Annotated in this window: 16 protein-coding genes and 2 pseudogenes; 14 read left to right on the top strand and 4 right to left on the bottom strand. The window is 66.4% G+C overall.

The window, feature by feature from the left end; all coding sequences use genetic code 11:
• The first annotated feature begins 244 nt into the window (after nucleotides 1-244).
• From IRT45_RS07335 to IRT45_RS37970, 9 genes and pseudogenes are all read left to right on the top strand, one after another.
• The gene (locus IRT45_RS07335) at nucleotides 245-1,432 is read left to right on the top strand and encodes an LLM class flavin-dependent oxidoreductase (RefSeq protein ID WP_194805105.1); all 1,188 of its coding nucleotides are present in this window, start codon (nucleotides 245-247) and stop codon (nucleotides 1,430-1,432) included.
• Nucleotides 1,429-2,607 carry an acyl-CoA dehydrogenase family protein gene (locus IRT45_RS07330; protein ID WP_194805104.1) on the top strand — a complete coding sequence of 393 codons (1,179 nt, stop codon included), beginning with the start codon at nucleotides 1,429-1,431 and terminating at the stop codon, nucleotides 2,605-2,607. The genes IRT45_RS07335 and IRT45_RS07330 overlap by 4 nt, the downstream gene beginning before the upstream one ends.
• A gap of 53 nt (nucleotides 2,608-2,660) precedes the next feature.
• Nucleotides 2,661-4,352: an ABC transporter substrate-binding protein gene (locus IRT45_RS07325; RefSeq protein ID WP_194805103.1), complete on the top strand. Its 1,692-nt coding sequence runs from the start codon at nucleotides 2,661-2,663 to the stop codon at nucleotides 4,350-4,352.
• A 29-nt stretch (nucleotides 4,353-4,381) separates the two neighbouring features.
• Nucleotides 4,382-5,338: an ABC transporter permease gene (locus IRT45_RS07320; protein WP_194805102.1), complete on the top strand. Its 957-nt coding sequence runs from the start codon at nucleotides 4,382-4,384 to the stop codon at nucleotides 5,336-5,338.
• 1 nt (nucleotide 5,339) lies between these two features.
• Entirely contained in the window at nucleotides 5,340-6,233 is an 894-nt protein-coding gene (locus tag IRT45_RS07315; protein ID WP_194805101.1) for an ABC transporter permease, read from the top strand.
• Nucleotides 6,230-7,906 (top strand): ABC transporter ATP-binding protein, encoded by a 1,677-nt coding sequence (locus IRT45_RS07310; protein WP_194805100.1) that lies wholly within the window; start codon nucleotides 6,230-6,232, stop codon nucleotides 7,904-7,906. Before IRT45_RS07315 ends, IRT45_RS07310 begins: the two co-directional genes overlap by 4 nt.
• A 58-nt stretch (nucleotides 7,907-7,964) precedes the next feature.
• On the top strand, nucleotides 7,965-8,726 hold the full coding sequence (locus tag IRT45_RS07305) for a DUF1684 domain-containing protein (protein ID WP_309240823.1): 762 nt from the start codon (nucleotides 7,965-7,967) through the stop codon (nucleotides 8,724-8,726).
• Nucleotides 8,723-9,754, top strand: a complete 1,032-nt coding sequence (locus tag IRT45_RS07300; RefSeq protein WP_194805099.1) for a ketopantoate reductase family protein — start codon at nucleotides 8,723-8,725, stop codon at nucleotides 9,752-9,754. Before IRT45_RS07305 ends, IRT45_RS07300 begins: the two co-directional genes overlap by 4 nt.
• A 274-nt stretch (nucleotides 9,755-10,028) precedes the next feature.
• Nucleotides 10,029-10,163: pseudogene (locus IRT45_RS37970) on the top strand (IS110 family transposase); the annotation flags it as partial.
• 18 nt (nucleotides 10,164-10,181) lie between these two features.
• On the opposite strand, the gene IRT45_RS07295 reads toward IRT45_RS37970, so the two are convergent.
• Nucleotides 10,182-10,538 (bottom strand): NUDIX hydrolase, encoded by a 357-nt coding sequence (locus IRT45_RS07295; protein WP_228533908.1) that lies wholly within the window; start codon nucleotides 10,536-10,538, stop codon nucleotides 10,182-10,184.
• 327 nt (nucleotides 10,539-10,865) lie between these two features.
• Between IRT45_RS07295 and IRT45_RS07290 the strand changes: the two genes are divergently transcribed.
• On the top strand, nucleotides 10,866-12,431 hold the full coding sequence (locus tag IRT45_RS07290; protein ID WP_194805098.1) for an MFS transporter: 1,566 nt from the start codon (nucleotides 10,866-10,868) through the stop codon (nucleotides 12,429-12,431).
• A 97-nt stretch (nucleotides 12,432-12,528) separates the two neighbouring features.
• Nucleotides 12,529-12,987, top strand: a pseudogene (locus tag IRT45_RS07285) (IS3 family transposase); the annotation flags it as partial.
• Nucleotides 12,988-13,132: 145 nt separating this feature from the next.
• Here IRT45_RS07285 and IRT45_RS07280 read toward each other — a convergent pair.
• The gene (locus IRT45_RS07280; protein WP_194805096.1) at nucleotides 13,133-14,515 is read right to left on the bottom strand and encodes an ATP-binding protein; all 1,383 of its coding nucleotides are present in this window, start codon (nucleotides 14,513-14,515) and stop codon (nucleotides 13,133-13,135) included.
• A gap of 268 nt (nucleotides 14,516-14,783) precedes the next feature.
• Between IRT45_RS07280 and IRT45_RS07275 the strand changes: the two genes are divergently transcribed.
• The 3 genes from IRT45_RS07275 (at nucleotide 14,784) to IRT45_RS07265 (ending at nucleotide 16,648) form a co-directional block, all read left to right on the top strand.
• The gene (locus IRT45_RS07275) at nucleotides 14,784-15,011 is read left to right on the top strand and encodes a hypothetical protein (RefSeq protein WP_228533815.1); all 228 of its coding nucleotides are present in this window, start codon (nucleotides 14,784-14,786) and stop codon (nucleotides 15,009-15,011) included.
• Nucleotides 15,012-15,072: 61 nt separating this feature from the next.
• Entirely contained in the window at nucleotides 15,073-15,681 is a 609-nt protein-coding gene (locus IRT45_RS07270; RefSeq protein WP_194805095.1) for a GPP34 family phosphoprotein, read from the top strand.
• 82 nt (nucleotides 15,682-15,763) lie between these two features.
• Complete coding sequence (locus tag IRT45_RS07265) at nucleotides 15,764-16,648, top strand: hypothetical protein (RefSeq protein WP_194805094.1); 885 nt, start codon at nucleotides 15,764-15,766, stop codon at nucleotides 16,646-16,648.
• A gap of 52 nt (nucleotides 16,649-16,700) precedes the next feature.
• On the opposite strand, the gene IRT45_RS07260 is transcribed toward IRT45_RS07265, so the two are convergent.
• Both IRT45_RS07260 and IRT45_RS07255 read right to left on the bottom strand, forming a co-directional pair.
• Complete coding sequence (locus IRT45_RS07260; protein ID WP_194805093.1) at nucleotides 16,701-17,372, bottom strand: response regulator transcription factor; 672 nt, start codon at nucleotides 17,370-17,372, stop codon at nucleotides 16,701-16,703.
• On the bottom strand, nucleotides 17,350-18,318 hold the full coding sequence (locus IRT45_RS07255; protein ID WP_194805092.1) for a phosphatase PAP2 family protein: 969 nt from the start codon (nucleotides 18,316-18,318) through the stop codon (nucleotides 17,350-17,352). Before IRT45_RS07255 ends, IRT45_RS07260 begins: the two co-directional genes overlap by 23 nt.
• Nucleotides 18,319-18,776 lie beyond the last annotated feature (458 nt).

Raw genomic sequence — 18,776 nt, 5'->3', positions numbered from 1 at the left:
CTTCTGAACGGCACAATAAGTTCGACCAGTTAACGCTGCCCCGCGGGACTTGCATACCTTTGAAATCGACCGGATCAGAATTCCTCGGATATTTCTTTCACCCTATCGGTCGTTATCGGGTAATCGAATCGAATTTCACGATTCGAACTCTGGTTTTCGCGCTCGGCGGCTCATTAGCATGACGTTCCGTGTCCGGCCGTGATTCGGTGCGCGCACATCCGAGACCAATGCCGGAAGGACTGTCATGACCGTGGAAACCAGTGCCGAACCGGTGCCGGCCACCGCCGCACCGACTGTGGAATTCATCAGCCTGACGCATACGAATCCCTCAACCGAACTCGAGCCGATTCCCACCCGCGGCATCGATCTGCCCTTCGTGAAGCGCTACGTCCGCACCCTCGAGGACGCCGGATTCGACGCGACGCTGCTGCCGTACGGATCGTCCAGTGCCGATTCGTTCGTGCTCGCCTCGGCGGTCGGTCAGCTCAGCGACACCTTGAAGCCGATCGTCGCGGTACGCCCCAACACGGTATTCCCGACGGTCGCCGCCCAGCAGCTGGCCACCCTGGACCAGCTCACCGAGGGCCGGGCGGTACTGCATCTGATTTCCGGCGGAAACGATGCCGAACAGGCACGACAGGGCGACTATCTGCCCAAGGACCAGCGTTATGCGCGCACCGGCGAATTCATCGATGTGCTGCGCCGTGCGTGGACCGAGAAGGAGTCGTTCTCGTATGCCGGCGAGCACTATCGCTTCGATGATTTCGGCCCCGGATTCCCGCCCTACGGCGACTCGATTCCGATCTCGTTCGGCGGGCAGTCCGATGCCGCGTTCGCGATCGGCGCGGCCACGGCGGACATCTTCGCTTTCTGGGGCGAACCGCTGGCCGACGTCAAGGGCCAGATCGAACGCGTGCACAGCATCGCCGCGGCGGCCGGGCGCACCGAACGCCCGCGCATCTGGGTGACCTTCCGCCCGATCATCGACCGCACCGACGACCTGGCCTGGGCCAAGGCGCATGACTACGTCGAACGGATCGCACGCAATCTCGACAACAGTCCGCCGCGCAAGCGATTCACCGGCGCACCGCAGAACGTCGGCTCGCAACGAGCGCTGGAATTCGCTCAGCGCCAAGAGATCTACGATCGCGCGCTGTGGACGCGTACCACCGCGGTGACCAATGCCGCCGGTGCGTCGAGCGCACTGGTGGGCAGCCCGGAGACGGTCGCGGCGGCGATTCTGGACTACATCGATCTGGGTGCGAGCTTGGTATCGATTCGCGGCTACGACACCCTCAACGACGTCATCGACTACGGACGCTACGTGCTGCCGCTGGTTCGCCAGGAGTTGGCGCATCGGAAGGCGACCGGCCGGCGCGGCACCCTGCAGTCGGAACACCTCGGCGCGCTCGCAGCGGCGGCCCGCCCGTGACCACCGCACCGAGCGGATATCCGGCGTTGACAGTTCCGGATACCTCGCCCGCCGCCCTGGCGGCGCTGACGACCGAAATCGCCGCAACCGCAGCCGAATACGACCGATCCGGCGATGTTCCGCTCGCCGGCTTGCGCGCCGCGCATCGCGGTGGGTACCTCACCGCCACGATCGCCGCCCGCTACGGCGGACCCGAACTCGATCATCACCGGGTGGCGCGAATTCTGGTGGCTCTCGGCGAGGGCGACCCGTCGGTCGCGCTCATCGCGGCGAACAATCTCGGTGTGCACCGGACGCAGACCGACACCGGCGGCTGGCCCGATACGGTCTACGCCGAACTGGTGCGGCGCTCACTCGACGGCCCGGCGCTGGTCAACGCCGTCCGTGCCGAACCGGAGCTGGGCGCGCCGGCCCGCGGCGGACTGCCCGCCACGATCGCCCGCCGCACCGAATCCGGCTGGATCCTCGACGGGCGCAAGTCTTTCGCCACCGGCGGACGGGCGTTGACCTACCACGTGGTGTGGGCGGCCACCGACGAATCCCCGCAGCGGGTCGGACATTTCCTGGTTCCCGCCGACGCGGCGGGCATCACCTGGCACGACACCTGGGACCATCTCGGATTGCGGGCCTCCAACACCCACGACGTGACCTACACCGGGGTCGCGGTGCCCGCGGAAAACTTCCGCGAGATCCCGTTCGTCGACGGGGTGTATCGCGATCCGGCGGCGACATCGGGGCCTGCCTCGTTCGGGCATTCGGCCCTCTACGTCGGCGTGGCGCGCGCCGCCCGCACCGCATTCACCGCGTACGCCCGCGCGCGCGTGCCCTCCGCGCTGGGTAAGCCGATCGCCGAGACCGAGCGCATCCAGGCGGTGGCCGGCGAGATCGAGAGCCAGATCGTGCAGGCCGAAACCCTGCTGTACGGCACCCTGCACCGGCTCGCCGCCGAGGAACCCGGTGTGCCGCAACAGCTCTCAGCGGTCAAGGTGCTGATCGCACGCTCCGCCATCGCGGCGGTCGAGACGGCCGTCGCGGCGCTCGGCAACGCGGCGCTGACTCGGCACAACCCGCTCGAACGGCATCTGCGCGACGTGCTGTGCGTGCGGGTCCATCCGCCGCAGGAAGACGCCGCACTGCTGGCCGCCGGCCGCGCGATCCTCCGGCCGGGCGCGTAGTCCCGGTTTCCCTGTCCATCCATACTTTTCGTTTCGTCGCGAGGACCATCCCGATGCCGACCTTCCTGAAGCCCACCCCGCACCGCCGCAAGCGCCGATGGCGCACGGGGGCATTCGCGCTCGCCGCTGCCACCGCGCTGCTCGCGAGTGCCTGCGGCGGTGGGGGCAACGACAGCGGACCCTCCGGAGAGGGGCGCGACCCGGTACGCGGCGGCACCTTGCGGCTGGCGTTCTGGCCCGACAACGCGGCCTTCCCGTGCATCGATCCATTCCAGGTGTATTGGATCGAGAGTCGTTCACTGATCCGCAATTTCGCCGATTCCCTGACCGATCAGAACCCCGACACCGGGGCGATCGTGCCCTGGCTGGCCACCGGATGGCAGATCAGTCCCGACGGCCGCGACTACACCTTCACCCTGCGCGACGGAGTGACCTTCGCCGACGGCGCTCCCCTGGACGCCGCGGCGGTCAAAACCAACTTCGACGCCTTCCTCGATGAGACCCGTCGGACCAACGGCACGGTCTTCGGCGCGAGCTACATCGTCGGCCTGGAATCGACCGAAGTGGTCGACGCCAAGACGGTGAAGTTCCACTTCTCCCAGCCGAATTCGTCGTTCCTGCAGGCGACCTCGACCACGAACCTCGCCTTGCTGTCCCCGGCGTCGTTCCGCAAGACTCCGCAGCAGCGCTGCCAGGGCGACATCGCCGGGTCGGGATTGTTCGTCCTCGACAAATACGTCCCGGGTGAGAGCGTCTCGCTGAGCCGGCGCACCGGCTACCACTGGGGTTCGGCGTTGAGCAAGAACACCGGCGAGGCGTATCTGGACGGGGTGAAGGTCAGCTACGTCGCGGAGGACAGCGTCCGCACCGGCAACCTGGTCTCCGGCCAGATCGACATCGCCTGGCCGCGCAATCCGTTCACCGTCGAAGACCGGCAGCTGATTGCGCGCTCCGGCGCCTATGTGCGGTCGCGGCCGCTGCCCGGCGTCTCGTACACGCTGTATCCGAACGTGTCGGACGGGCATCCGCTGGCCGATGACCAGGTCCGCGCGGCGCTGTACAAGGCGATCGACGTGAAAACCTATGCCACAACGGTTTTCGGGTCCGACTATCCGGCCGTCGGCGGACCTTTCGACAGCACCACACCCTACTTCGTCTCGCAGGCCGCCAAACTGAACTACGACCCACAGGAGGCCGGGCGGCTCCTCGACGCCGACGGATGGCGCCTCGCACCAGGCGACCAGTACCGGTCGAAGGACGGCAAGCGGCTCACTCTCACCCAGTTGATCACCGCGTCCAGCCCCGGTGCCGAGCTGTTCCAGGACCAGCTGCGCAAGGTCGGCATCGACCTGCAGTTGAAGGTGGTCACCAACGCGGAACGCCCCGGCGCCATCGCGGGCGGTCAGTACGATCTCATCGAGAACTATTTCACCCGTGCCGATCCGGGTGCCCTGCAGTACATTCTCGTCGAGCAACTGGCGAATTCGAAGGCTCTGGCCCGGAATGCCCAGCATCCCGCGACCGCGGCCCGGGTGCGTGATCTGTTCACGCAGGCGGTACAGGCGACCGACGAGGCGCAGCGGCAGCGGGTCTACACCGAGCTGCAGAACGTCCTGATCGACAACGGTGTCACCTTCCCGCTCTTCGAGCGCCTGCAGTACGCGGGAATCAGGAACCAGGTCAACGGATTCCGATTCACCTCGGAGAGCTTCTTATCTCTCGGCGACACCTGGATTCAACCCTAGCGCCGTCCCCGCGAGAGAAGGAAAATACCTTGACCAGATACGCTGCGCGCCGCATCGCACAGGCCGTCGTGGTGCTGTGGGCGGCGTTCACACTCACCTTCGTCGTGCTGTACCTCCTGCCCAGTGACCCGGTCTCGATCCAGCTCGGCGCGGCCGGCATCGAGACCGATTCGCTGACACCGCAACAGCTCACCGCCGCCAAGGCGGAGTACGGACTCGACCGGCCGATACCCGATCAGTACCTCACCGCGCTGACCGGCGCACTGCACGGCAACTTCGGCACCTCGATCGCCAAACATATGCCGGTGACCCAGCTGATCGGCGACCGGCTCGGCGGGACGCTGCTGCTGAGTGTCCTCGCCGGAACTCTTGCGGTGGTGGTCGGCACCGTCGTCGCCTACCTCGCCGCGTTCGTCCGATTCCGGCCGCTGCGCACGGTGCTCGACCGGATACCCGCGCTCGGTGTCGCGATCCCCTCGTTCCTGGTGGCGCTGCTACTTATTCAGGTCTTCGCCTTCGACCTGGGCTGGGTGCCGTCGTCGGGTAGCACCGGATGGCGGTCGCAGGTGCTGCCGGTCGTCACCATGGCGCTACCGTCGTCGGCCCAGCTGGCCCAGGTACTCACCCACAGTTTCGACGAGACATTGGGTGAGCAGTACATCGTCACCGCCAGGGCCAAGGGGCTGTCGCGGTCCGCAGTGCAACTGCGGCACGCGTTTCGCAATGCGCTGCTCCCGGCGCTGACCATCCTCGGACTTCTGGTGGGCACGACGGTAACCAGCGCGATCGTCGTCGAAACGGTGTTCAGCCGCAACGGGATCGGCCGGCTCGCGCAGGAAGCCGTACTGGCCAAAGACATTCCGGTGGTGCTGGGCATCGTCGTCATCGCCGCGACCGGATTCGTCCTGGTCAATCTGGTCGTCGACCTGCTGTACCCACTCCTGGATCCTCGCATCACACATGCCACGAAAGCGGAGGTGAGCTGACATGGTCCAGGTCCTGGCCGAGGCTCCGGAGGACATCGTCACCGCAGCGGATCCCGCGATACCGCGACGCCGCCCACTGCTACGCCGGAATGCGGTGCGGCTGGCGCGCCGGCCCGGATTCGTCACAGCGCTGGCGATCGTCGCGGGTGTGATCGCCTCGGCCTTCGTGCCGTCGGTGTTCACCTCCTACGACCCGTACGCCACCGCACCGGCCCAGCGACTGCGACCACCCAGTGCGACACACCTTTTCGGTACCGACGATGTCGGGCGGGACCTGTGGGCGCGCACGCTCTACGGTTCGGGCCTGACCGTGCAGGCAGCCCTCATCGCCGTCGGCATCGCCCTGATCGCCGGGCTGGCCCTCGGACTGGTATCCGGCTTCTTCGGCGGGGCCACCGATTCGGTCGTCATGCGCGGAGTCGATGTCCTGCTGGCGATTCCGGGGCTGCTGTCCGCCTTGGCGATCGTGACCGCGCTGGGATTCGGAACCATCCCGGTGGCCATCGCCGTCGGGGTCGGAATCCTGCCCGGCTTCGCGCGAACCACGCGGTCGGAGGTATTGCGCGTCAAGACACTTCCGTACGTCGAGGCCGCCCGTGCCGGCGGCGCCTCGTGGCCGAGGGTGTTGCTGCGCCATGTACTGCCCAACTCGTGGGGGCCGGTGCTGGCGTTGTCGGTGCTGGACTTCGGAACCGCGATCATCGCCGTCGCGGCACTGAGCTTCCTCGGCTTCGGCGCGGCGCCACCGCAAGCCGAATGGGGGTCGCTGGTCGCCGGTGGCCGCAACTTTCTGGTGACCGCGCCGTGGGTGTCGCTGTTGCCCGGCGCGGTGATCGTGTTCACCGTGCTGTCGCTCAATCACATCGCCAAGACGCTGCAGGAGTGGAAGCGATGACGAACGCCGCCGCAATCGCGGAAACCGTGGCCACGCAGGACTCGGCGATCGTCGAGATCGAGGGACTCGAGGTCGGCTACCGGCGCGAGGGCACCGTCGAACCGGCTGTTCGCGATGTCGCGCTGCGCGTTCACCGAGGCGAAATCGTCGCGCTGGTCGGCGAATCCGGGTCCGGCAAGACCACCACCGCACTCGCCGTCATCGGCCTGCTGCCCGATCGGGCACAGATCACCGGCGGCTCGGTCCGCGTCGCCGGAACCGAGCTCGTGGGAGCCGGTGAGAAGACCCTGCGAGCGCTGCGCGGCGCGACGGTGGGGTTGATTCCGCAGGACCCGATGGTCGGGCTGAATCCGACCCAGCGGATCGGCAAGCAGGTGGCCGAGGCGGTGAAGCTGCGCGGCCTTCGCGGCCCCGAACTGCATGCGGAGGTGCTCGACACCTTGCGCCGGGCGGGGCTTGACGAACCGGAACGCCATCTGCACCGGTACCCGCACGAATTGTCGGGCGGCCAGCGCCAGCGCGTGCTGATCGCCATCGCTCTGGCGGGTAAGCCCGACCTCATCATCGCCGACGAGCCCACCAGCGCGCTCGACGTAACCGTCCAGGCGCGCATCCTCGACCATCTCGAGTCGTTGGTGCGTGGCAGCGGTACCGCACTGCTGATCATCACCCACGACCTCGCCGTGGCCGCCGACCGTGCCGACCGGGTGGTGGTGATGCGGCGCGGGCGGATCGTCGAGGAGGGCACGCCCGCGGCGATCCTGATCGACCCCGAGCACCCCTACACGCGCGGCCTCATCGCCGCCGCGCCGGCTCTCGCCCACGGCGGAGTGGTCGAACCCCGGTTCACGCTGCGGCCCGACGAGGTGGAGGTGGCCGAACCGATCCTCGAACTCGTCGCGGTGTCCAAGGAATTCCGTTCCGCGCGTGGCACTCCCGGGCGGCCCACCACTCTCGCCCTCGACGACGTCTCGATTCGCGTGGCAGCCGGGCGCACCCATGCGCTGGTCGGCGAATCGGGGTCCGGGAAGACCACGACCCTGCGCATCGCCATGGCGCTGACCAAACCCACGACCGGCACCGTCCGTTTCGACGGCACGGATCTCACCGGGCTCAGCTGGCGGCGGCTGCGACCGTTGCGGCGCCGCTTCCAGCTGGTGCACCAGAATCCGTTCGCGTCCTTGGATCCCCGATTCACCGTCGGCGACAGCATCGTCGAGCCACTGGTGTCCTTCGGCATCGGCGACCGGCGTAGCCGCCGGGCACGAGCCCTGGAACTGCTCGACCAGGTAGCGCTACCACGCACCTTCCTCGATCGACGCCCCGCCGAACTGTCCGGCGGCCAGCGTCAGCGGGTCGCGATCGGCCGCGCGCTGGCGCTGGAGCCGGAGGTGGTGCTGCTCGACGAACCCGTGTCGGCCCTGGATGTTTCGGTGCAGCAGCAGATTCTCACGCTGCTCGCGGATCTGCAGCAACGGCTGGGCCTGACCTATGTGTTCGTCTCTCACGACCTCGCCGTGGTCGGGCAGCTGGCACACACCGTTTCGGTATTCGAACGCGGAAGGGTGATCGAATCCGGCCCGGCCGCAGAGGTGTTCCGCAACCCTGCGCACGAGTACACCCAGCGACTGCTCGCGGCGATACCCGGCCGGCGCGCCACGGCCCCGTCCTGAGCGCGCATTGCTCTGCCCCGCAGCCACATTCAATCCAAAACATCGGAAAGGCATAACCGTGACCGCATCCACGACACCGGACATCGACCTGTGGTCGGCCGACTGGCACACATGGCGGGCCGAACGTATCGCCCTCGCCACCGCCGCGCACGGACTGGCCGCGGCGATCGGTACCCACTGGCTCGGCGACGAGCCGATCCATATCGACGGCCTACCCGGTGCCTGGGTTGCGGTCGACGGCCGCGCCGTCGGCGCGGACGCGCACGGGTTCCGGGTGGAACTCGAACCCGGCCGTGGACATGTACTCGGCGCCCTTCTGCTGCAACCACTGATTCGGGCCGGCGAACTCGCGCTGCGGGTGTTCGACCCCCAGGCCGCCACCCGGACCGGACTGGCGGGTATCGACGCATTCGCCCCCGACCGCGCGTGGGTGATCGAGGGCGTCGCCGAAAAGATCTCGGCCACACTGCGACTCGACCACATCGACGGATTCGTCAGTGAGAACGCGGCATCGCGCATCCATCTCACCGTCGGCGGCCGTGACATCGCATTCGAGGGCGTGCGCACACCCGAAGGAGACACGCACATCACCTTCGCCGACGCCACCAACGGCACCGAAACCCAGCGATTCCGCTTCCTGACGGTGCCGCCGCCGGACCACAGCGGCCGGGTCACCGTCGATTTCAACCGCGCCTATCTGCCCCCCTGCACCTTCTCCGACCACTACCTGTGCCCCCTCCCACCGGCCCCGAACCGGCTCGACATCCCGATCCGGGCGGGCGAAACCCGCCTGCGCTACAGCGATTCGGCACCGCGGTGACCCGCTATGTGATCGTCGGTGCCGGAGCGGTCGGGACGACGCTGGCCGTGGAACTGGCCGACAGCGGACAGGACGTCCTACTCATCGCCCGCGGCGACGCGCGACGGTACTTCCAGCAGCACCCGGTGAAGTATCACACCCCCACGGGCATCCGGAACGTGCGCCTGCCCGTCGCGGCGACAACCGACGACTTGGCGTTGCACACCGGCGATATCCTTGTACTCACCGCCAAAACCCAGGATGTGGGTGCCGCCGCCGAGGACATGGCCTGGCGCGACGTTCGAAATCCCGACGGCGCCGTGATAGGCCTGGCCGCTGACCACATCCCCGTGGTGACCGTGCAGAACGGGTTGGCCGCCGAAGGCATGGTGGCTCGCTGGTTCGCCTCCGTGATCGGCGCCGTCCTGCTGGTTTCCGCCCGCTACGAGCGCCTCGGGGAAATTCACGTCGGCGCGAGCCCGACCGTCGGCGCGATGATCGCCGGACTCGCCACTGGTGACTCCGCCCGCGGCGGAAGTGCCGTGGCAACCCTGGTCGACGACCTCGGGAAAGCGAACTTCCATGCCGAGGCCGTACCGGATATCCGCGCCCACAAAGCCGCGAAAATCCTGCACAGCGTGAAGAACGGTCTCGAGGTTCTCAGCGGCGCCCCATCCGCCAAGGCCGCGGTCGGTGCCGCATTGGTCACCGAAGCCCGGCTGGTTCTCGCCGCAGCCGGAATCACGTTTCACGAGCCGGTCGCGCTCGCCTCCGCCTTCAGCCGACAACGCGCCACCCGAAACACCGCACCCCCAGGGCGCCAATCCACCTGGCAGAGCTTCGCACGCGGCGCGGCCAGCAACGAAATCGATTACCTCAACGGCGAAATCGCACTGCTCGCCCGCCTGCACGGCGTCGCCGCGCCGCTCAACACCGCGCTGCAACAACTGCTGGGCCGAGCCACCCGCGACGGCGGCGGACTGGACCTCCCCGGACTGAAGACCTTGACGAATCTTCTGCCCGTGCGCGACAGTGCCCCCCGGAGGTGAACACCCCCGCCCCTGGCAAACACTGCTGTCAACAACTCGAGAAGGCTGGATCTGGCCCAGACCTCGTAATTGACCAGCTTCGGGATGCGAAGGGGCGGTAGACAGTTCATGATGTCGCCGGTGCCCTGATCTTGGTCCGATGAGTGTCCTGTTTCCGCATCTGGATGGTCTGCTGCACGGATCGGTGACATCGTGACCTGCCCCACTGGTTGGGTTCCAACTCCGGTTGCCAACTGACAGCCTTACCGAAAGGCTGGCCCGCGTGCCACACGCCAGCCGTGCCTATTACACGCGAAAACGTGACGAGGGCAAGAAACACAACGCCGCCCTCATCTGCCTGGCCCGCCGCCGCTGCGACGTCCTCTATGCCATGCTGAAAACCAAACAGCCCGACCGGATCCCTGCGCCTGCAACGACCTTACCGGGATTACGCCGCGCCGAAGCCGTCCTCCAGATAGGCCAGCGCGCCCGCGTTCCGAACACGGCATGCCGCTGCCACGCGGCGAGCCAACACCTCCGGTAGTCGTTTCGCGACTTCGGCCTCATTGCACCATGCCCAGCTGCGAAGCTCTTCCGCTTGGAGAGTGATCGCGGCCGTCTGGTCGGCGCTGAGCATCCCACCGTCATAGACAAACATCACCCCGTCACTGGGATAGAGCCCCGGCGGAACCCAATCCACCGCCAACGAGCGACCTATCGGCACCGTCAGCCCGAGCTCCTCCTCAATCTCCCGGGCGGTTGCTGCGAGGGGCGACTCGTTGGCTTCGACAACCCCGCCCGGCAGTTCTCAGTAGTCCTTATACGTCGGCTCGACCAGCATCACGTGGTCTCGCTCGTCGACGAACAACGCACCGGCCCCCATCCGCTTACGCGGCAGTCTGGCAACGTCTTCAACTCGTTCAGACTCCATGAGGCGCAACACTATCTACCCCGACCACACGGCGCTTGACGACGCAGGCACGGCCAGGTTGACGAAAACCATAGGGCCCCCCGGGGCAACAGGTCGGACGTATCGGATGATACGATGATACGGTAACCTTCTCAATATATCACCGGTGAAAGTCCCTGGCCGACGGCCGATCGGCGTTAGAGAAAAGAAGGTCCATAACCGATGCGTTCCGTGGTGATTCGATGGCTCGGACTGGCGGCCCTGTGCTTCGCCGAGCTGCTGGTGTTCCTGGACAACACCATCGTCAATGTTGCGTTGCCGAAGATTTCGATGGATTTGGGTGCCGGCACGTCCGGATTGCAGTTGGTGGTGGATATGTACACCCTCGTGTTCGCCGGCCTACTCCTGACCGGCGGTTACCTGGGTGACCGCTTCGGCCGCAAGACTGTGCTCGTTATCGGAATCACGGGGTTCGCGGTGGTGTCTGCGCTTGCGACGCTATCGGCAGACTTGGGACAACTGATCGCCGCACGGGCAGGCCTCGGACTCTTTGCCGCTCTTGTATTTCCGGCCACCCTCGCCATCGTGGTGATACTGTTCGACAACCTCAAAGAACGCGCAATCGCGGTGGCGACGTGGGCCGCCGTTGCCGGAATTGCCGCCGCGATCGGCCCCGTAGTGGGCGGGTGGCTGCTCGACCATTACTCGTGGGGTTCGATCTTCTGGATCAATGTTCCCGCCGGTGTCGTTGCCCTGTTCGGGGTTGCGGCACTTATCCCCCCCAATAAGAATCCCGACGTCGGACGCTTCGATCTCGGTGGCGTACTGCTGTCCATGGCCGGCATCTCGATCGTTGTGTACAGCGTGATCGAGGCGCCGAACCACGGCTGGCTCACCGCCCGCACGATCGGTGGGCTCGTGGTTGGTGCGGCGGTGATCGCAGGCTACGTGGTATGGGAGAACCGATTCTCATCGCCATTGTTCGACATCCGCCTATTCCGTGACCGCAGGTTCGCCGCGGCGGCGCTGCTGATGACATTCGGCATGTTCGCCCTCATGGGATTCGTATTCCTGATGACTCAATATTTTCAGGGCGTCAAAGAATTTTCTCCCTTGGAGACCGGCATTCGAACACTGCCTTTCGCCATCGCGATAGCGATTTTCGCCGGGCCGAGTATGTGGTTGGGCTCAAAGACAGGAGAGGGGCGAACCGCCGTGATCGGATCATTTATCATGGCCCTGGCCTTCTGGCTGACCATACGGTACGACGCAGACACGTCGTACTGGGGCGTGATCGTGCCCGTCATGGTCACATTGGCCGCGGGCGTGGCGCTTGTCTCGGGGCCGGCAACCTTTATGGTGCTCAACGAGCTGTCAACTGGGCAGGTCGGCGCAGGATCTGCGGTCAACGACACGAGTCGCGAACTCGGCGGAACTTTGGGAGTCGCCGTACTCGGCTCAATCCTGGCGTCGGTGTACTCCGGGAAGGTAAACGCCGGTTTGGCAGCCATCCCATTGCCCCAGCCGACACACGACGCGGCGACGAATTCCATGTTGACCGGGGTTCAGGCCGCTCGCTCAATTCCCGGCCCCATAGGCACCAAACTCGGTGGCCTCGTCAAGGATGCCTTCCTCGACGGCTTCCACGTCGCGTCCCTCGTCGCGGGAGGTGTTGCAGCAGTCGCCGCTATCGCTGGATGGCTTCTACTCAGACCGAGTCCGCAGACACGGACGAACCACAACCTGACGGACACCTCGGAGACGAAGCCGGCGTCGCCAGTGAGCTGAGATGAGGTTCCCCCGCTAATCCGGAGGGCTTGATGTTCCCCCGCTTCGACGGAGTTGGTTTGCTTGACTTCTTGGTCGTCCTGCTGGAATCCAAGCGCGTGAGGGCAAGGTGTATTGCGCGGTCGTGCTGGATGTGTACTCGCGGCGGCTGGTCGGCTGGTCGATCGACTCGTCGCAGACCGCGGCGCTTGTGACCAACGCGCTGGGCATGGCGATCGCGAACCGTTCCCCGCAGGCCGGGACGATCATTCATTCCGATCAGGGGGTGCAGTTCACCTCCTGGGCCTTCACCGACCGGGCCCGCAAGTCCGGGCTGGTGCCCTCGATGGGGTCGATCGGGGACTGCTATGACAACGCAGTCACCAAATCCTTTTGGGGCAGAATACAAACCGAGTTGTTAAACCGTCAGCGATGGAGAACCCGCATCGAGTTGGCCAACGCGATCTTCGAATACCTGGAGATCTTCCACAACCGACAGCGCCGTCATTCAGCCCTCGGCATGCGGACCCCGATCGAGTACGAGATGATGCAGCCATCTATCCAACCCGTGGCCTGAAGTCCAGTATCCCGACTCCATGAAACCGGGGGAACATCAGTATCCGCGGCCGCGGACTGCCGTGATCAGAGGGGCTTCGCCGTGTTCGGCGAGTTGACGCTGCCGGGCCCGAGACGGGTCGTCGCTGATCCTTGGTGCGACATGGTCAGGGGCCGGGTGGGAGAGGAAGCCCGACTACGACGCGGGTTCCGCCCTGGGGTGAGTCCTCGATGGTGACTGTGCCGTGGTGGGCGGCAACGATTTCGGCGACGATCGCCAGTCCTAGTCCGGTGCCGCCGCTGTCGCGGCCGCGGTCGTCCTGCAGGCGGACGAATCGCTGGAGGACACGTTCACGTTCAGCGACCGGGATACCCGGTCCGTCGTCGTCGACGATCAGCTCCGCGCGCGTAGCTGTCTGCCTCGTGTGCAATTCGACGACCGAGCGGGAGTGAACAACCGCATTGCCGAGCAGGTTTCGTGCTACCCGCGTCAGTGATCGCGCGTCGCCGCGGAGTCTGACCGGGCGCAGGTCCGTGGTCACCGTCAGGTCGTCGCGGCCGCGGACCGCCGCGAGGGCGATGGCGGCGACATCGTCGAGGTCGACGTCGGTGGTGTGCAGAGTCAGGCCATTTTCGTCGGCCGCGGCCAGGGTGAGCAGGTCGTCGATGAGATAGCGCATGCGTTCGGCTTCCGGCAGGAGCGTGTCGGCGGCGAGATCGGTGTCGAACGCGTGGGGATGGTCGCGGGCCAGCTCCAGGCCCCCGAGGACGGTGGCCAGTGGGCTGCGCAGTTCGTGGGAGGCATCGGAGAGGAACCGCCGCTGGGCGAGGTGGCCGGCTTCGATACGGCCGAGCATTTCGTTCATGGTGACAGCCAGCCGGGCGACCTCGTCGCGCGCGGTCGGCACGGGCACCCGTTCGGCCAGATCGGTGCTGCCGATCCCCGCGACCCGGGACCGGATCGCCTCCACCGACCGCAGCGAACGACCGACCAGCGCATAGGTCGCCCCGGCAGCGACCACCACCACGACCGGGGCACCGACAGCCAACGCGATCGCCACCTCCGCCATCGTGTCTTCCACCGATTCGATGTCGGCCGCCACCACCACCGTGACCGGTCCGGCCGGGGACTCGACCGGGCGTGCCGATAGCCGCAGATCGGAATCTCCACCCACCGACTGTCCGACAACGGTCTGCGCGTTCGGCGCCAGAGGCGCAGCGGCGCCGCCGGAGGATCGAAGGATCCGCCCGGATGGGTCGGTGATTTCGACGATCTCGACGTATCCGTTCGGTGCGAGCAGCGCGGGGTTCAGCGCTGCGGGTGCGGTCGTGCGCAGTTGCGCGGTGATGTCATCGAGCCGGGCGGTGGCGGCAGCGTCCACGGTGCCGATCAGCGATCGATACAGCAGCCACAACATGATCCCGGCACCGAACCCGAGCACCACGGTGATGACCGCGGTGGCGACCAACGCCGAACGAAGCCGCAAACCCCACCGCGACGGCGGCCACAACGGTTCCAAACGCTCGCTGATCCCCAGTGGCCGCCGCATACCGACTCCATCCCGTCTCCGCTACACCGTGACCACATTGTGGGCGATCGATGCCCCTGCTCGGCCATCGCTCTCAGCGTCATCACAGCAGGCGCCTGCGATGGTGGCATCGACACCGAATCAGGTGTCCTCGACCGCGCCGCGCCCACAGTCCACGGCGTCGTGTCCCGACACATGTCGTCTGCCGAAAGCCCGCGTCGAATGCAACATCTGATCCTCACCTACGGCGTTGTCGCCATCGTGGTGCTGATGGCCGCCGAATCAGCGTGTGTTCCGATCCCCTCGGAGGTCCGCGGCCCTCGCGATCGTCGGCTACTTCGCCGGCGCGAATTGGCAACATGTCGAAGACGTTCTGCGTGGCCCGAGTTATGCCGTCGCGGCGGTCGTGGGTCTCGCGATCGTGACGGCCGCGGTGTTGTATCTGCGTCGGCGCTCACGCCGGCAAGCCGGTTCGGTCCGCGCCGTCGACGCCCAGCCCGGAAAAGCCGCCCGATGAGATACCGTCCGCGCCACGACTTCTCAGCGATTCCACAGCCGCCCTGCGCCAAGGTGAGCCCATGACCCCGATTGCGCACGATCTGTTGTGGCTGCTGCTCGACGACGACACTGGTCGGCTTGTCATCGACAGGCATACCACCGGCCTGGCGTTGACCGTCGCTGCTTTCGCCGACAACTCCAGCGGCGCAGGGCACCACAGGCCGACCGCGCCACCGCAGCGGCTTCGCAGGCGGTCACTGGATGCACTGCACGCCACCCACCGCGTGCGCCCCCGCCGCACCCGGTTCGGCGGCGTGATCTCCCGAACGGCATGGCCCACCACGGATCTGCTCGGCAAGCAGGAGCTGCGCCGCTCGCTGCAGCGCGCACTGTTCGACGCCCAACCCGCCGATGACGCGACCCGTGCGTTGATCGCGGTCCTGCACGGCGTCGACGCCCTGGCCATCCAATGCCCGCGATGGTCACCCCGTGAAACGGACTATTGGGCACGGCGATTCATCGCACAGCACGCCGACTGCGCCGACATCGCCGAATCGCTGGCACACGTCGAACGTGAGGCGCTCGCCGAGTCCCTCAGCTTCGGAGCTCGGGCGGTGTTCGCCAACCAGCCGCTGCGGTCCGCGACCGGCACATCTGCGCAGAGAACTTCCACTCCGACACTGGAGTGAGGGTTTCACAGCGTCCTCTCAGCAGCTGTGGCGCAGAATGCGCGACCGTACGCCCGCTTCGACGAAGGAGTCGTCTACGACCATGACAGCGCAGACCGACAACGCGTTCATCCACTACAAGCTGCCGCAGATCACGGTCATGTTCTGGGTGCTCAAGATCGCCGCTACCACCCTGGGCGAAACCGGTGGCGACATGATCTCGCAGACCTTGAAGCTCGGCTACGTCGCGGCCACGGTGTTGTTCCTGGCGATCTTCGTCGTCAGCCTTCTCGCTCAGCTGCGGGCCCGCCGCTTCCATCCCGCCCTGTACTGGACAGTGATCGCCGCGACCAGCACCGCGGGCACCACCATGTCGGATCTGATCAACCGCGGGCCCGGTCACGACACCTCCACCGACGGCGGCCTCGGCTACGGCGCCGGCGCGGCCATCCTCATCGCCGGACTGGCGATCGTGTTCATCATCTGGAAATTCAGCGGGCAAACCTACGACGTCACCAACATCACCACCTTCCGCGGTGAACTGCTGTACTGGGCGGCGATCCTGCTGTCGAACACCCTCGGCACCTCCACCGGCGATTTCCTGTCCGACAGCTCCGGACTCGGCTACTGGGGCAGCGCCTTGTTGATCGGCGCGATCATGGCCGCCATCCTGGCCGCCCACTACTTCACGAAGATCCCCGGCCCGCTGCTGTTCTGGATCGCGTTCATCCTCACCCGCCCCCTCGGCGCCACCGGCGGCGACCTGCTGTCCAAGCCCCGCACCTCCGGCGGGCTCGGTTTGGGTACCTATGGCACCTCCGCGGTCTTGTTCGCGATCCTGGTCCTCGGCATCGCCTACACCCACTGGCGCCACCACCGCGACCGATCCGCCACCGAGTTCGAACCAGTCCTCGCCGCCGACCGTACGCACACCACCGCAACGGATCCGGCCACCGCAGCCGAGCCGACGATACGGCCGGCCAGATGATCGCACCGCGACAGGGAACAGGCGTCGCGGGCTCGAGGCCGAGCCGGCGGCCCTATGTTTCCTCGAGCCGGTAGCCCACGCCGCGGACCGTTTCGATGCTGTTGCGGCCGAACGGTGTGTCGATCTTGCGGCGTAGGTAACCGATATAGATCTCTACGACGTTGGTGTCGCCGGCGTAGTTGGTGTCCCACACCGAACGCAGGATCTCGGTCTTGCTGACGACATCGCCGCAATGGCGCATCAGATACTCGAGGACCGCGAATTCACGTGGCGTGAGCTCGATGTGCTGCTGTCCGCGCTGCACGCGGTGACGACCGGGATCCAACGACAGATCGCCGACGGTGATCACGGGTGGGCGCTCCGTGGCGCCGCGACGTTGCAGCGCGCGCAGCCGAGCCGTCAACACGACCTGGGAGAACGGTTTGGTCAGATAATCGTCAGCCCCCAGATCGAAGGCATCGACCATGTCGTAGTCGCCGTCTTTGGCAGAAAGCATCAACACCGGAGTCCAGATGCGGCGCTGCCGCAATTCACGCACGACCTCGTAACCATTGCGGCCCGGCAGCATGATATCGAGCACGATCACATCGAAGTCGCCGCTCGCGGCGAGATCGAGTCCCTCCACACCGTCATGAGCGACTGCCACAACGAAGCCCTCCGCCCGCAAACCTCGACGCAACGTCTCGGCCAGGGAAACCTCGTCATCCACCACAAGAACGCGCACGAACGCCTTCCCTCCTACTTCCCCTCAGCCCCTGCTCCGCCCGTGGACAGCGAAACCTCATCTCGGACAGAACCTCGTTCTCTCGGGGCACCGGTACGCCGCTGATCCGGCGACCCGGTGACGGCCGTGCCCGTTCTCCGGACCGCCGAGACGGACAGCACCGACTGTCGGCGACAACCAAACCAGCAAATGTGGCCGCAATCAGTGTGACCGCCGTGCCGAGTACCGCGCCCCCGACCACATCGGTAAGCCAGTGAACGCCCAGATACAGCCGCGTGGCCGCGACCGTGGCGACGATTACAGCGGCGCAGACACTGGCAACCGCGGTACGTACGTACCCGGGTCGAGTCAGCACGAATACCACCAGCACGGCACCGACCATGGCCGTGGTGCCTGTGGTGTGGCCGGACGGGAACGAGAAATCGGATTCCGCAGTCAAATGCAGAACAGCGGGAGGACGCGCCCGCGCGACGACATACTTCGTCATTGTGCTCACACCGGCCGCGAAACCCACTGCGCCCAGGACGAATACGGCCGGCACAGCACTGCGCCGCCGCCACGCGAGCACCCCCGACACGATCACCGCCAACGCCACCACACCGACCGGACTGCCGAGCTCGGTGATCACGAGTGCCCACGCAGTCGCGGTACCGTTGCGGTGGTCTACGAACCACCGCAAGGTGGCCGCATCGGCACCGGTGATCCACCCGGAACCAGCGACCTGCACCGCCACCACCACGAACAGCGCCGACACCACGAGCGCTCGCACTGCGCACCAGCCGACCCGCACGCCCGACCTCGACGAGCCCCCGATCCTGCCGGCGAAACCGGAGAGGGCGAGCACTGCCGCACCCACCGCGGCCGCACCGACCGCGATTTCCATGCTCGACGATTCGGTGCGGACCTCATCCAGCAACCCGTGGAAGACATCGACAATCGCTGACACATACCCAGTGTCGCGAAGCAACGCTGTGGAAACGCTGAGCGATCCGAAATGCCGTGCGGCGCGTCACCGCACGCGTTCGCTACCACCGAGCGCGCTGGACGTCACGGCGGGCTAGGGCTCCCGCGTCTGCGGGCCATCTCGACGATCAGCCCTATCCTCGTCCGTCCCTCCATCGCGGGCGAGACAGACGCCGGCGCGGCAGGCGGGGCCAGCGTCCTGCCTGCCGCGCCGCCGCCTGCCACGCTCACACCCACCGGCCCCTATCCACGACCGGCCTCGCGCCCCACTCGACCGTGACGACACGAATGCTCTCGGCCGAAACCTTTTACGGGGTCGCAGGAAGGATCGTGCCCGACCTTCCCTGGTCAGCTGGTGGGTGGTGTGCTCGCCGCTCGGGTGATACTGAGCCCACGCCGCGCTGTATCGTCCGACTGGCGTGACACCACGACGTGGAGGAG

This window comes from Nocardia sp. BSTN01 (assembly GCF_015354405.1).
In the GTDB taxonomy this organism is placed as follows: Bacteria; Actinomycetota; Actinomycetes; order Mycobacteriales; family Mycobacteriaceae; genus Nocardia.
The sequence above is the reverse complement of the archived record's forward strand: the minus strand, read 5'-3'. Positions and strand labels throughout refer to the sequence as shown.